Here is a 13,455-nt window from a genome sequence, read left to right as displayed (position 1 = left end):
GCGCGCCAGGCAATAAATCTGGTTTTTTTGGATATTCATCTTGTTCCAATGTTGATTATATCTACTCATTCGGTTGTTCTGCGCTAGAATAGTACCGTATAAGGATACTATTTGATTAATCATACTAATATACAAGGAACGTTGATGTCGTGTATCAAAATGATAATTGGTCGTCTCATAGACAACGGGTACAATACGTAGGATAAAAATGATGAGTGACTGCTGCAATCATGACAGGATGTCAACTTCGGCGCGCTATACCGTAAAGTCCCATGACTTCTCCAACGAGAAGTGAAATAACGTCAGATAACAGAATGAATACTGAACATTACCATCTATTAAGTGATGTGATGGCGCCGGAAGCGCAGCAGGAGTCACGAGAAATATTGTGGGAAAGATTACAATCTGCCCTCTCGGCGTCTGAGTTTTCCCTGCAGTATTATCCGCTATGGGGGAAAACGGGCCATCTTCAGGGGGCGGAGATCCAGGTGCGTTGGCACCATCCGCATTACGGGTTATTACAACCCGCTCAGTTTCTCTCGGCGGTGATCCAGTGCGATTTGGCCGGTGCCTTATTTGGCTGGATTGCGGCGCAATCATTGCCCTTGCTGCGGCGATTGCGGCAAGAGGTTTATCCTGACTTTTACTTGTCACTGACCCTTCCGTTGTCCTTGGCGGAGCAGGTGGATACCTTCACCGTTTGGCGTCAAGCTCTCGTGGCGCATGACTTGCCGTGCTCGGCGTTGGCGCTGATTTGGCAAGGTGCGCTGGGGCAAAACGTGGAGGCAGCGCAGCTCGCCGGATTACGTCGCGTGCAGCAACAGGGATATGCTGTCGCATTGGCAGAGTATGGGGCTGACTATCATCTATTAACCGCCTTACCCGATCTTCCGCTCGACCATCTCTATATTCCCGCCGCTTTAGTCGCCTTACTGCCGCATCCCGAGGCGATGTTATTAGTTAAATTATTATTAGATCTCGCCGAAAAAATGGGGATTCGCTGTATCGCTCAGGGTGTCGATGATATTCAACGCTTCGAGTGTCTGAGTACAGCAGGGTGCCGCCATTTCCAAGGCGCCTATCTTTTCCGTCCGATGAGTGCACATCAGCTGTTGGTCATGGGGCGCCTGTTGGCGGAGTCGGAGGATGAGGCGGCGTCGCGTAGTTAGTGTGCGGACGGCTACGCGGCTTAAGCAGAATATTTTGCGTTATTGACACCGACAGATTGGCTCACCTTGTTATAAGATAGCTTGTGTGATGAATCTGTTAGGCATTGATAATGACAAAGGCACCGAAAGCAGCAAAACATCCCTATGAGATGGTCATCCATGGGGAGCGGCGGGTCGATGACTATTACTGGCTGCGCGACGATACGCGTCGTGATCCGCAGGTTTTAGCCTACCTTAATGCAGAGAATGCATACAGTGAGCACTGCCTTGCGCCGCAGGCCGCATTACGCGAGCAGTTATTGACTGAGATGGTGGCGCGCATCCCTCAACAGGATGCTTCTGTGCCTTATGTCCGTAATGGTTATCGCTACCAACATCGTTATCGAGCGGGGGCCGAATATGCGGAGTATTGGCGTCAGCCGGCGTCGTGCTGTAGCGAAGAGGGGTGGCAATGTTTGCTCGATTGCAACCAGCAGGCGCAGGGGCATGAGTTTTATGCGCTGGGCGCGCTGGAGGTCAGCCCGGATAATCGCTTATTGGCGATTAGTGAAGATACCGTATCTCGCCGGCAATATACGGTACGCATTCGCACGATAGAGGATGGCAACTGGCTGGAGGATAGCATCAGCGGTTGTGATGGGCATATCGAGTGGTGCAACGATAGCCGTGCATTTTACTATATTCGTCTGCATCCCCAGACGCTGCTACCCTATCAGGTCTTCCGCCATCGTCTTGGCACCGCATGCAGTCAAGATCAGCTAGTCTATCAAGAACACGATGATAGCTTCTATCTCGGGCTGGAGAAGTCGCTCTCGCAGCGCTATGTCATGATCCATAGCAGCAGTACTACCACCTCGGAAGTTTTATTGCTGGACGCCGATGATCCGGCCGCTCTGGCGCACTGTTTCCTGCCGCGCCGACGTGATCATGAATATACCTTAGAGCATTATGACGGGCGTTTTTATATTCGCTCTAACCGAGAAGGGAAGAATTTTGCTCTGTATTGCGGCCCGGATGGCGACATGCTCAGTTGGCAGACGTTGGTTGCGCCACGCGACGCCGTGATGCTGGAGGGGTTTTGTCTGTTTCGTGACTGGCTGGTGGTCGAGGAGCGCGCCAATGGCCTGACGACATTGCGCCAGATCCAGCGCCATACTGGGGAGGAGCGGCGCATCCGGTTTGATGACCCGACTTATGTCACCTGGTTGGGATATAACCCACAGCCGGAAAGCGGCACGGTACGCTATGGCTACTCCTCAATGACGACGCCGGGCAGCGTTTATGAACAGGATTTGGACAGTGGTGAGCGTCGCCTGCTGAAACAGCAAACTGTCCCCGACTTCACATCGAGCGATTATGTGAGCGAGCGTATCTGGCTGCGTGTGCGAGATGGTATCGATGTCCCGGTATCATTAGTTTATCGCCGCGATCGCTTTGTTCGTGGGCAGAACCCTATTTTGATCTATGGCTATGGTGCCTACGGCAGTAGTGTCGATCCCGGATTTAGTACCAGTCGTCTCAGTTTACTCGATCGCGGCTTTGTCTTTGCATTGGCGCATGTGCGAGGTGGTGCGGATTTGGGGCAGGAGTGGTATGAGCAGGGTAAGCTGCTGCATAAGATGAATACCTTCCACGATTTTATCGATGTTACCGAGGGGTTGGTGCGTCAAGGATATGGTGCGAAGGAGCAGGTCTACGCGATGGGAGGCAGTGCTGGCGGGCTGCTGGTGGCGGCGGTGATTAACCAGGCGCCACAACTCTACCATGCGGCGGTGGCACAGGTCCCGTTCGTGGATGTACTGACCACCATGTTGGATCCTTCTATTCCGTTGACCACTGGCGAGTATGACGAGTGGGGGAATCCTGAACAGGCCGAATACTATCATTATATGCGGCGTTATAGCCCTTACGATAACGTGAAAGAGCAAGACTATCCTCATCTCTTGGTCACAACCGGCTTACATGACTCGCAGGTCCAGTATTGGGAGCCGGCGAAGTGGGTTGCTCGACTACGTGAGGTGAAGCAGGACGATAATCTGTTGTTACTGTCCACCGATATGGGGGCAGGGCACGGAGGAAAATCGGGCCGTTTTAAAGCTTATGAAGATATTGCGTTGGAGTATGCCTTTATTTTGACGCTGTCGGCTAAGCACGATGACGCCTGTTGACGGGCTTTTTATCAAGGAGTTTTATGCCAATACTGCATTTACATCAGCGTGATATGTACTATGAGGATCATGGTAGCGGCTTTCCACTACTACTGGGGCACAGCTATCTGTTTGACGCCGAGATGTGGCGTCCGCAGATCGCGGCGCTGAGTAAGCATTACCGGGTGATCGTGCCGGAGCTCTGGGGGCATGGTCGATCCGCTGCATTGCCGGAGTCGCATCACGCATTGACCTGCCTGGCACAGGATTATCTGGCGTTGCTCGATAGCTTGAACATTGACCGCTTTGCTGTCATTGGCCTTTCGGTCGGTGGCATGTGGGGGACGGAGTTAGCCGCCCTGGCCAGTGAACGTTGTGCGGCGTTGGTGCTGATGGATACCTTTGTCGGGCGGGAGCCGGAGGTGACTCACCAGCGTTATTTCGCCATGTTAGACGCCATCGAGCAGGCGGGTACCATCCCCGCCGCGTTAGCGGCACAAATCGCTCCACTGTTTTTCCGTAAGACGCCTGAACCGGCGTTGCTGATGGCCTTGAACCAGCGTCTGGCGTCGTTGCCGGCGGAGACGTTACGCCATAGCATCGTACCGCTGGGCCGGATGATTTTCGGCCGCCCGGATCGCTGCGAGCTGTTGACACAGTTAACGATGCCGGCGTTGGTTGTGACTGGTGCCGAGGATCAGCCGCGCCCTCCCTTGGAGGGTTACTTGATGGCTGAGATGTTGCGGTGCCGTCAGGAGGTGGTGAGCGCCGCCGGACACATTTGTACCTTGGAGCAGCCGCAGGCGGTGAACCAGCTATTGCTGGACTTCTTGCGCAATGTACTCCCGAGCTGATGCACGGTAAGGTATTAAGTGAGCCGGGAAGTATGACGGATGATTGCTGACAAAAAGGGGCCAAAAGGCCCCTTTTTTACATTCCATGCGTGTGGAATTAGAACTGGTATACCAAGCCCAGCGCAACGATGTCATCGGTATTGATGCCGTTGGCACGGGTGAAGCTGTTGTCGTCCAGCAGGTTAATCTGGTAGTCGACGTAGGTAGACATGTTCTTGTTGAAGTAGTAGGTCGCGCCCACATCAACATATTTAACCAGGTCAGCCTTGCCGCCGTTGAAGGAGGCACCGTTACCATTGTACGCACCCAGCTCGGAGCCCTTAGACTGCAGGTAGGCGATGGACGGACGCAGGCCGAAGTCGAACTGATACTGAGCCACGGCTTCGAAGTTTTTCGTCTTGTTGGCGATACCGCTAGAACCGAACGGGGTCATGTTCTGGGTTTCGCTGTACATGGTGGCCAGATAGATGTTGTTCGCATCATATTTCAGGCCGGCAGCCCAAGCCTGTGCTTTGTTACCACCGGCGATGTTGGACAGAGCGCGAGTACCCAGCAGTTTCTGTTGAGCCGTACGGTTAGAGGTGGTGTAGGCGGCGCTAGCGCTGACGCCCCAGCCCAGATCGTAGCTGGTAGACAGACCGAAGCCGTCACCGTTATCTTCTTGGGCCTGATCATGATCGTCGATGCTGGTGGAGGTGTCGTGGCTCAACCCTTCGTTTTTACCCTGATATTGCAGGGCAAAGTTCAGGCCATCAACTAAGCCGAAGAAACCGTTGTTACGATAGGTAGCCAGGTTGTTCGCGCGCTGTGCCATAAAGTTGTCGGTCTGCGCAGAGGTATTGCCACCGAACTCTGGCAGCACGTCGGTCCAGCCTTCAACATCGTACAGAACACCGTAGTTACGGCCGTAGTCGATGGAGCCGTAGTTACCGAATTTCAGACCGGCAAAACCTAAACGAGTGAAGAAGTTAGAGCTATTATCTTCTGACTGATTGGCGTTGGCCTGGGCTTCCCATTGGCCATAGCCAGTCAGTTGATCGTTGATCTGCGTTTCACCTTTGAAGCCGAAACGGACATAGGATTGATCACCGTCATCGGAGTGATTGCTGGAGAAGTAGTGCAGGCCATCTACCTTACCGTACAGATCCAGCTTGTTGCCGTCTTTGTTGTAGATTTCCGCAGCGTTAGCTGCGCCTGCAACCAACAGAGCAGGAATAACGACTGCCAGCAGATTACGTTTCACAATAATATTCCTTCTTAGTTGCTGACCTTTATGCGGTCAGATATGAGATGCCACTGCTTATTTTGTGCGCAATACACGAACTAAATTGCGTTCCATCTGTCAAAGTTAGCGTAATGGGCACGCCATAATCATAGGTGTTTTTCATCATAAATAAAAAGAAGAGTTCCCATTTAATTATTAGATGGAGTAATTAACTGTGTATAATTGTAAATATCGCTATATTTGATGTCGCTTTATGTTGAATTTGTTCATTATTTGTTTTGTTTGTTTTTTAGGCGCGCAGTGAGTTGCTATAGTGCTGATTATGATTTTATGGTGATCACACGAATTGCTAATGTCGCGCTGTCTCTTGCTGTATACTTAAGTCTCATCATTGTTACTGCGTTTTATTTTTCTGTGTCTTAAAATTTTTTAAGCCAACCTTATGGTTGGCTTTTTTTATTTTCCGCTATTTATATATCCTTTTATTATCAAATAGTTATGTTTTTGTGAGTCATTGTCTTGATGTTGTTAGATAACGCTTTCAATGTTCGTTTACATGGCTATGACTATAGGTGAAAAGGATTTTTTAGGTTGTGTTATAACCTTAGCGCACGACGTCATTATCAATTCGCATGCTCTCCTTGAGTTTGAAACAATAAACGCTGCTTAACTGTTATATTGGATTTTGAGACGGATGAGTTGTTTTTTTAACAAAATGTGCGGAATTTCTGTTGCTGATAAAATATCCGAATCAACCTCCTAGCTAGAGACTTTGTTAGATTAATCTTAGCCAGTATCGACCCCAGGTATCTTGGCTGAGGATCCTCTGTAGCACTGGATTGAGAGGGCAGAGGGATATACCACGTTGGAGATAAAAAAACCCGCCGAGGCGGGTTTATATGCAAAGAATCACCGTATTCTATTATTCTACCACATCCTCCATGTGGGCGCGTTTAGCACGTTTCGCTGCACGTTTTTCCACCAGCGTTTTCTGCGGTTTTTTCTTCACATTTTTTTTGCTATCCATTCCCTTACTCATAGTAGCCTCTCTTTAACTATCGTTGGGTTGGTTGCCTAATTACTTAAGCTCTATTGCGAATGAGTTGCAAGTAAAGAATGGTGTTTTTTGTATATCATATTGAAAATATTTAATTTATTCATTGGTTATACATTGGCAACTGGGGCTGCCAGCCTCTATTAGAATGAGGGCGGCATCGGGGGGCGGCTTTGCTATGGCGGATGAATAGAGATAGCGAGTGAGCGCGGTCGATGGGGTTCGGGCACACATGCCAGTGTGCCCAGGTTCGTCAGGCTGCGGTTGGCATACCGCACAGTTTGCTGAGATTACGGGCACCGATCATGACCGTGGCGACGTAAGATTGACGCCGGGTCACGACTTCGACAGCGATGAGTTTGTCACGGTATTTGAGGTGGTAGATGCAGGGCCATCCCTGCCGGGTATGCCCGAAGGCCGAGGCATGCCGATCGATGGCGGCATGAGCAACAACAAGGTGAGAGAAGTTTGTATCGCCTTTAATGATTCGTTTCATACAGGCTCCCTACATAAATCAATCAGTTTGCTTATGTCAGCATGGCTGACTCCACTGTTATAACACCATTGTCTCTTGCGTAATACACTTCAGCTAGCCATCTGCTCATTCGCTCGACGATGTCGTATTCGCGCGTCTTGTCCGCTGGGAGGCGCATGATGCGATCGCCAGGGGTATTTTTACCCAACAATGCTACGCTGAGATGAAAGCCATCGATTAAGGAGCATCTATGGATCCTATCTACACACTGACGCTGTCCCCATCGCTGGACTGCGCGACCAGTACGGCCAAACTCTATCCAGAAGGTAAGTTACGTTGTACTCCTGTCATCTATCAGCCTGGCGGGGGCGGGATTAATGTGGCGCGTGCCATTCAGCGCCTCGGAGGATGCGCACAAGCCATCTATCCGGCCGGTGGATCGACCGGAGAACAGTTGAGTACGTTATTACAGGCAGAAGGCGTTGCGGTGGATGTGGTACCGTCTCACGCCTGGACGCGGCAGAATATGCACATCGATGCGACGGCGACCGATGAACAGTATCGCTTTGTCATGCCAGGGGCAGAGTTAACCGCCGAGGAGTTTGCGGCATTAAGGCAGAAGATCGCCGCACTCCCGGCCACGGCTTTACTGGTCGTCAGTGGGAGTCTACCCGATAGCGTCGCGCCGACGGCGTTTGCGGATTTGCTGCGGGAGGCGATACAGCGTGGTATGCGTTGCATCGTCGATAGCTCGGGTGAGGCGCTGCAAGCGGCGGTCGAGGTGGGGGGATTGACGCTGATTAAACCGAACCAGAAGGAGTTGGCGGCATTGAGTGGCCAAGAGATGACGCTGCCTTCCTCGGTGTTGCAAGCGGCCCACGGCTTGGTGCTACGGGGAGCGGCACAGTATGTGGTGGTGTCGTTGGGGGCGCAAGGGGCAATCGTGGTCGATCGGCAGGCTTGGGTACAGATCATTCCGCCCCCGATCAAGGCACTGACTACCGTGGGCGCGGGCGATAGCATGGTCGCCGCGATGACACTACAGCTAGCCACAAACGGCTCGTTGCTGGATCTGGCGATCCATGGGGTCGCGGCGGGGACAGCGGCGACGCTGCGTCATGGCACGGAGCTGTGTCAACATGAGGAGGTTGACGAAATCATCGCTTATCTCCGGGCGCGTCACCCCCAGGTGTCTGCGTTTTAAAGGCTAAGCGCAGAAAAACGGGGTCTGATATCAGACCCCGTTTAGGCATGCACAGCCTTATTCTGCCAGGTGTGCCTCGATGAACCACAGGAACTTATCCAGGTCGCGTGAGGCCGCCGTCAACATATCGGCACTGTCTTCATCTTGGGCGATGCCGATCGCTGCCCGGGTATGGTTAGCGACGACGGCATAGCGCTCCGCCAGCGCCAGCAGGTGGGCTCTGACATTGGTGATATCTAATGGATAGGGCGCCAGAGAGGATGCGCTGGCGGCTGTTTGTAGTGTCCCTTGGGCAGTACCACCGAGTTGGACGATACGCTCAGCGAAGATATCCTGATGATTGAGCAACGCAGCCCGGAAACCATCCAACATCTCATGTACGGCAATAAAGTTTTTACCTTTCATGTTCCAGTGCGCCTGCTTGGTCAACAACGCGAGATCGATAAACTCGACCAGTAGCGGTTGTAGCAGCGTAATGGCTTGCTGTTTGATCTCCGGATCCAAATCGTTGCGGGTGGCGAAGAGGGATGAGCCCGGATAAGCATTGTTCAAAGGTGTCACGTTCATGGTGAAGTCTCCCACTGTTAGCCTGTGTCATGGCTACGCCGTCTCGCTGGCGTAGGCCGGAATACGTACTGTTTGTGTCAGTATAGGAAGGCGAAGAGGGGGATGGCTAAGGGGTTATCGGTATTGCTTAAATAGGTTATGCCGATGATCCCCCCGGGTAAGATATGGTGAGGGGCTGATGTTTAACGTTGCCAGAATGGGGTAGCCACGGCGCGTAATAACGGACACTCGCTACTGCCAATCACACCATGGGTATCGCGCAATTGGTGGTTGCCCACCAGACCGTAAGCGCTCAGGTATTGACACTCTAGAGTCAGTCCACCCAGCTGTTTTTGGCTGTTGACCAGAAAACCATAACCACTGAATAGCATGGCCAGATAGGCGACGATCAGCAGGATCAAGGTTGTTTTAAGTAGGCGCATGATAATTCCTTGGGCACAAAGTGAGCGAGCCATTAGGTCCAGAAGAAGGCGTAAAATAGTCTATCATAATCAGTGGAGTAGGCGAATCTTTCCCGGCGGACTTTACTCGCAGGGATGGGGATGCCGAGGTTGGTCGGGCACAGCGCAAAGACGCTCCGCGGCGTATGCGGGAGGCGATGATGAGCAATAGACATCACATATCTGAATGTAATAACGTATTCTTTGGACAAAGTATTTTGCTGGCTTGTTTTTATTGTCCCCCTTTGTTATTAATTAGGTTCCGTTGATACGGGATTTGGCTTACCGATACTGAGTACTATCAAAAATAAGCGAGGCGTTTATGAGTAGAGGAAAGGATAAGGACACCAAGAAAAAATCTGGCAAGACACTGAAAGAACGGCGCGCGGAGAAAAGAAATAAACGCGATACGCAAGAGTAGTTGCGTCGCCAAGGCAGTGTGACGACCCGGCAATCGCCGGGTTTTTGTTTTTTTATCCTCGGGTACTGGAGCGCTAAGTCGTCGAGGAGAGGAGGGGCTGGCGCTGATTTTATACCGTCGAGATCGCGTCGTAAGTGGCAAACGCGATAGCACATTTCAAGATCAATCGGGAATAAATAAAAAGAGGCCTCAATGGTGAGGCCTCGGGTAATAGCGAATTAATTGGGAATGACCACCGCGAGGCAGAAATCCCGTGCCACTGATTATATGGCGTACTCCGGGCGGGCCAGGACGAGGGTCTGTCGTGTGCTACAATTCACTGCCGTCACGAATGTAATTAAATGTGTCATTTAACTCCTTTCGTTGCCTCGGATGAATTAAAGATAGCCTAATCGATAACGTGCTAGTGTGATATGGCTCACCGATCCTTATTTTTTTGCGCATCGCTTCAGGTTGATTTGCGCAACGGTGCGAGATGAGGCCTCATCGATACGTGGGAGGCGGCGGGGCAGAGAGGGAAATTTTACCGCAATGATTGAGTTGTGGCCCGCGCTTGCTATCATCGCAGCACACCGAACGAGGAAGTTGATATGAAACCACTTTTTTCTTTGTTGGCGGCAGCATTGTTACTCAGCGGATGCAGTGCTGCACCCGAGGGTAGCAACCCTTCGCCGCAACCTTTTCGCAATAGTTTTCAATGCGATGTCCCATTAGAGCAGGATTTTCCGCCAGTACAGAGTGCTAGCGATCTGCTGGCGAATATGCAACATATGTCACAGCGTTTGCAAGCGCGTAATTTTGTAGCGGGTCAATGGTTAGCCCAGAATGATTCGTTGAGTGAGCGCGATCATATCAATGCCTGTCATACCGCACTGCTGCAAGGGGCGCGACGTTTGATCGATGCACAATACCAAGCCGTCTATCCCACTTTAGCGAGTGCGGAACAACGTGATGCGCTGAAGGCGGTGATGGCGGCCTGGCGTACGGCGATGCAAGGCATCACCCCGCAAGGGGTGAACGATCAGCAATTGACCGCCTATACACAGGCTGCGCAGACGCTACGCATGTTATTGCCAGCGCACTAACGCACAAGGTACTGAAAACGGTTGGCGGGTAGCTTGTGGGCTCGCCGCCGAAAATCAGTGGCTTTTTCAGCGTGCGAGTATGTTGATCCCTCATAGCCTCATAGCCTCATAGCCTCATAGCCTCATAGCCTCATAGCCTCATAGCCTCATAGCCTATCGATATAATACAGGTTGGCGGGTTAGTTGATTTACGCTATCCCTATTGACGCCGCCCACCGTGTTTAGTCGCATTTTCCCTTTTCGTCATGCGTTACCATCGTGATGGAAACGAGCGAATCGCGTAGTAAAAAGAATACTCGGCCGGATGGGCTATTAACTTTTCTCGCTACACTGACGTGGCGTTTTAGCCTGTTCCATCCATGCTCGGAATAACCGTAATGGTCGAGTGGTAAACATGTCGGACGCCGGGGGAGAATCGCCGCAAAAAATAGAAAAATAACGGAGGAGGCTGGAATCCTTCGGGAAGGGGGGCACTACCGCACGCGTATGTATATTAGGCGGATTTATCGATGCATTTCGATAAAAATTGCTTGTTTTATTGAAAATGAGCTTATTTTTCCTTATGATCGCTCCGTTTTATAGGGTGTCGAGCGTGCTGTAAACGTATCGATGGCAATTTTTTCGGGTAATTTTCACATTAAGGATGAGTAAATTGCGCGCATTATAAACTCACAGTGAGGGTATAACATGAGTCATAATGGCACGAGTGAACAAAGTAAAAAATATACGATCAATCCACCGGTTTTTATTATTTCTGCAGTATTAATCATCGCGTTGGTATTATCTGTTGGTATGATGCCGCAACAGGCCGAACAGGGATTTCAATCCCTACAGCAGAGGATATTCGCTAACGCCAGTTGGTTCTATATCTTAGCCGTCGCTTTAATCTTATTGAGTGTGACCTATCTGGGTTTTTCACGTTACGGCACGATTAAACTCGGTCCGGATCATGCTGAGCCAGAATTCAGTTATTTTTCATGGTTTGCCATGCTGTTTTCTGCGGGGATGGGGATCGGCCTGATGTTTTTTGGCGTCGCTGAACCGGTGATGCACTACCTGTCGCCGCCGGAGGGGAGTGCGCAGACCATCGCCGCCGCGAAGCAGGCGATGACATTAACCTTCTTCCATTGGGGGCTACACGCCTGGGCGATCTATGCCATCGTCGGGTTGATTTTAGCCTTCTTCAGTTACCGTCATGGGTTACCGTTAACGCTGCGTTCGGCGCTTTATCCGCTTATCGGTGAGCGCATCTATGGTGCGGCCGGGCACGCGGTCGATATTTTTGCCGTCTTAGGTACCGTGTTCGGTGTTGCCACATCGCTAGGTTACGGCGTCTTGCAGGTCAATGCTGGCCTGAATCATCTGTTCGATTTACCGATTTCGACCACGGTGCAGGTGGGGCTGATCGTGGGGATCACCAGCCTGGCGACGCTCTCGGTAGTCTCTGGGCTGGATCGCGGCATCCGTCTGCTTTCTGAGCTTAATCTGGGGCTGGCGGTGTTATTGATGTTGTTAGTCGCGGCGTTGGGGCCGACGGTATTATTACTCAAGTCATTTGTAGAAAATAGCGGCGCCTACCTGTCACAGATTGTCAGCAAAACCTTTAACTTGTATGCCTATGAGCCGAAGTCCAGCAGTTGGCTGGGGGGCTGGACGCTGCTGTATTGGGGGTGGTGGCTGTCATGGTCACCCTTCGTCGGTATGTTTATCGCCCGTGTCTCGCGCGGTAGGACCATTCGTGAGTTTGTCACCGGCGTCTTGCTGGTGCCCGCCGGTTTTACCCTGATGTGGATGACGGTGTTCGGTAATAGCGCCATTGAATTAATCGCCCATCAGGGGGCGACCGATCTGGCGACTAGCGTCCAGCACGATGTCTCTTTGGCGCTGTTCAATTTTCTCGAACATTTCCCGCAGCCGACGCTGCTGTCGTTTATCGCCATGGTGATGGTGGTGGTGTTCTTCGTGACATCGGCCGACTCCGGCGCCATGGTGATGGACACATTGGCCTCCGGTGGGGCTAAGCATACCCCGTTGTGGCAACGTATTTTCTGGGCCGCGTTGACCGGAGTGGTGGCGATTGTGTTGTTGGTCGCCGGCGGGTTACAGGCGTTGCAGACGGTCACCATCGCCAGCGCGTTGCCTTTTGCCGTGATCCTATTACTGGCCATTTATGGTTTGTTCAAGGCGCTGCGTGTCGACATCTACAAGAAGAAGAGCCAATTGGTCACCACCATCGCGCCACCGGCCAGCCGAAACCCCATTTCGTGGCAACGCCGTCTACGTAACATTGTCTATAACCCGAAACGTTCACAGGTACGGCGTTTTATCGCCGAGGTGATTCAACCGGCGATGGTGATGGTGCGTGAGGAGTTGGCACGCCAGGGTAAGGAGGCGACGCTGGAGGGCGAGGATGAGCGTATCAGTCTGCGAGTGGAGTTCGGCGATGATATGGCGTTTTGCTATGGCGTACGCTTGCGCGCCTACCGTAAACCGGCTTTCGCCATGGCAGGCCTGGAGGAGGAAAACCCGCGCGAAGAGGAGGTTTACTACCGTGCCGAGGTCTATCTGAAGGAGGGGGGACAAGATTACGATCTGATGGGATGGACGCAGGAACAGGTATTGCACGATATCCTCGATCAGTATGAAAAACATATCCACTTCTTGCACTTGATCCGCAGTTGATGCCCGGCGCCCCGGCAAACGGTCGCTTATTCCCGGCGGGGATTGCGGTTGGCAATTCACGCGCTCGGGGGTAATATTGCCCGACACCGATGTTAGTGCGCTCTGTTATCGCTTTGTGTGGCGAGGCATGGC

General features: G+C 51.8%; 10 protein-coding genes. 6 read left to right on the top strand and 4 right to left on the bottom strand.

What is annotated here, in order from left to right; all coding sequences use genetic code 11:
• The first annotated feature begins 314 nt into the window (after positions 1 to 314).
• From DCL27_RS08760 to DCL27_RS08750, 3 genes are all read left to right on the top strand, one after another.
• Positions 315 to 1,169, top strand: a complete 855-nt coding sequence (locus DCL27_RS08760) for an EAL domain-containing protein (RefSeq protein WP_035596667.1) — start codon at positions 315 to 317, stop codon at positions 1,167 to 1,169.
• A gap of 110 nt (positions 1,170 to 1,279) precedes the next feature.
• Complete coding sequence (locus DCL27_RS08755) at positions 1,280 to 3,337, top strand: S9 family peptidase (protein WP_035596669.1); 2,058 nt, start codon at positions 1,280 to 1,282, stop codon at positions 3,335 to 3,337.
• Between the two features lie 23 nt (positions 3,338 to 3,360).
• On the top strand, positions 3,361 to 4,170 hold the full coding sequence (locus DCL27_RS08750) for an alpha/beta fold hydrolase (protein WP_035596672.1): 810 nt from the start codon (positions 3,361 to 3,363) through the stop codon (positions 4,168 to 4,170).
• Between the two features lie 97 nt (positions 4,171 to 4,267).
• Here DCL27_RS08750 and ompC read toward each other — a convergent pair whose 3' ends face one another.
• Positions 4,268 to 5,413 carry a porin OmpC gene (gene ompC, locus DCL27_RS08745; RefSeq protein ID WP_005285780.1) on the bottom strand — a complete coding sequence of 382 codons (1,146 nt, stop codon included), beginning with the start codon at positions 5,411 to 5,413 and terminating at the stop codon, positions 4,268 to 4,270.
• 1,289 nt (positions 5,414 to 6,702) lie between these two features.
• Positions 6,703 to 6,945 carry a DUF4060 family protein gene (locus tag DCL27_RS08740; RefSeq protein ID WP_005293625.1) on the bottom strand — a complete coding sequence of 81 codons (243 nt, stop codon included), beginning with the start codon at positions 6,943 to 6,945 and terminating at the stop codon, positions 6,703 to 6,705.
• A 229-nt stretch (positions 6,946 to 7,174) separates the two neighbouring features.
• On the opposite strand from DCL27_RS08740, the gene pfkB reads away from it, so the two are divergent.
• Positions 7,175 to 8,128: a 6-phosphofructokinase II gene (gene pfkB, locus DCL27_RS08735; RefSeq protein WP_035600374.1), complete on the top strand. Its 954-nt coding sequence runs from the start codon at positions 7,175 to 7,177 to the stop codon at positions 8,126 to 8,128.
• A 57-nt stretch (positions 8,129 to 8,185) separates the two neighbouring features.
• Here the strand turns inward: pfkB and dps are convergent, their stop codons facing one another.
• The gene (gene dps / locus DCL27_RS08730) at positions 8,186 to 8,695 is read right to left on the bottom strand and encodes a DNA starvation/stationary phase protection protein Dps (protein WP_005285790.1); all 510 of its coding nucleotides are present in this window, start codon (positions 8,693 to 8,695) and stop codon (positions 8,186 to 8,188) included.
• Positions 8,696 to 8,877: 182 nt separating this feature from the next.
• Complete coding sequence (locus DCL27_RS08725; RefSeq protein ID WP_005293629.1) at positions 8,878 to 9,117, bottom strand: YobH family protein; 240 nt, start codon at positions 9,115 to 9,117, stop codon at positions 8,878 to 8,880.
• Between the two features lie 1,029 nt (positions 9,118 to 10,146).
• Between DCL27_RS08725 and DCL27_RS08720 the strand changes: the two genes are divergently transcribed.
• On the top strand, positions 10,147 to 10,641 hold the full coding sequence (locus DCL27_RS08720) for a hypothetical protein (protein ID WP_005293631.1): 495 nt from the start codon (positions 10,147 to 10,149) through the stop codon (positions 10,639 to 10,641).
• Positions 10,642 to 11,328: 687 nt separating this feature from the next.
• On the top strand, positions 11,329 to 13,323 hold the full coding sequence (locus tag DCL27_RS08715) for a BCCT family transporter (protein ID WP_005293634.1): 1,995 nt from the start codon (positions 11,329 to 11,331) through the stop codon (positions 13,321 to 13,323).
• Positions 13,324 to 13,455: the final 132 nt, after the last annotated feature.

Source organism: Edwardsiella tarda ATCC 15947 = NBRC 105688 (genome assembly GCF_003113495.2).
GTDB classification, from domain to species: domain Bacteria; phylum Pseudomonadota; class Gammaproteobacteria; order Enterobacterales; family Enterobacteriaceae; genus Edwardsiella; species Edwardsiella tarda.
The sequence above is the reverse complement of the archived record's forward strand: the minus strand, read 5'-3'. Positions and strand labels throughout refer to the sequence as shown.

What these genes read in the sequence shown, in the direction of transcription:
- DCL27_RS08720 (WP_005293631.1), top strand. Translation starts at nt 10,147, where the DNA reads ATGAAACCACTTTTTTCTTTGTTGGCGGCAGCATTGTTACTCAGCGGA.
- pfkB (WP_035600374.1), top strand. Translation starts at nt 7,175, where the DNA reads ATGGATCCTATCTACACACTGACGCTGTCCCCATCGCTGGACTGCGCG.
- dps (WP_005285790.1), bottom strand. Translation starts at nt 8,695, where the DNA reads ATGAACGTGACACCTTTGAACAATGCTTATCCGGGCTCATCCCTCTTC.
- DCL27_RS08755 (WP_035596669.1), top strand. Translation starts at nt 1,280, where the DNA reads ATGACAAAGGCACCGAAAGCAGCAAAACATCCCTATGAGATGGTCATC.
- DCL27_RS08725 (WP_005293629.1), bottom strand. Translation starts at nt 9,117, where the DNA reads ATGCGCCTACTTAAAACAACCTTGATCCTGCTGATCGTCGCCTATCTG.
- DCL27_RS08740 (WP_005293625.1), bottom strand. Translation starts at nt 6,945, where the DNA reads ATGAAACGAATCATTAAAGGCGATACAAACTTCTCTCACCTTGTTGTT.
- DCL27_RS08760 (WP_035596667.1), top strand. Translation starts at nt 315, where the DNA reads ATGAATACTGAACATTACCATCTATTAAGTGATGTGATGGCGCCGGAA.
- DCL27_RS08750 (WP_035596672.1), top strand. Translation starts at nt 3,361, where the DNA reads ATGCCAATACTGCATTTACATCAGCGTGATATGTACTATGAGGATCAT.
- DCL27_RS08715 (WP_005293634.1), top strand. Translation starts at nt 11,329, where the DNA reads ATGAGTCATAATGGCACGAGTGAACAAAGTAAAAAATATACGATCAAT.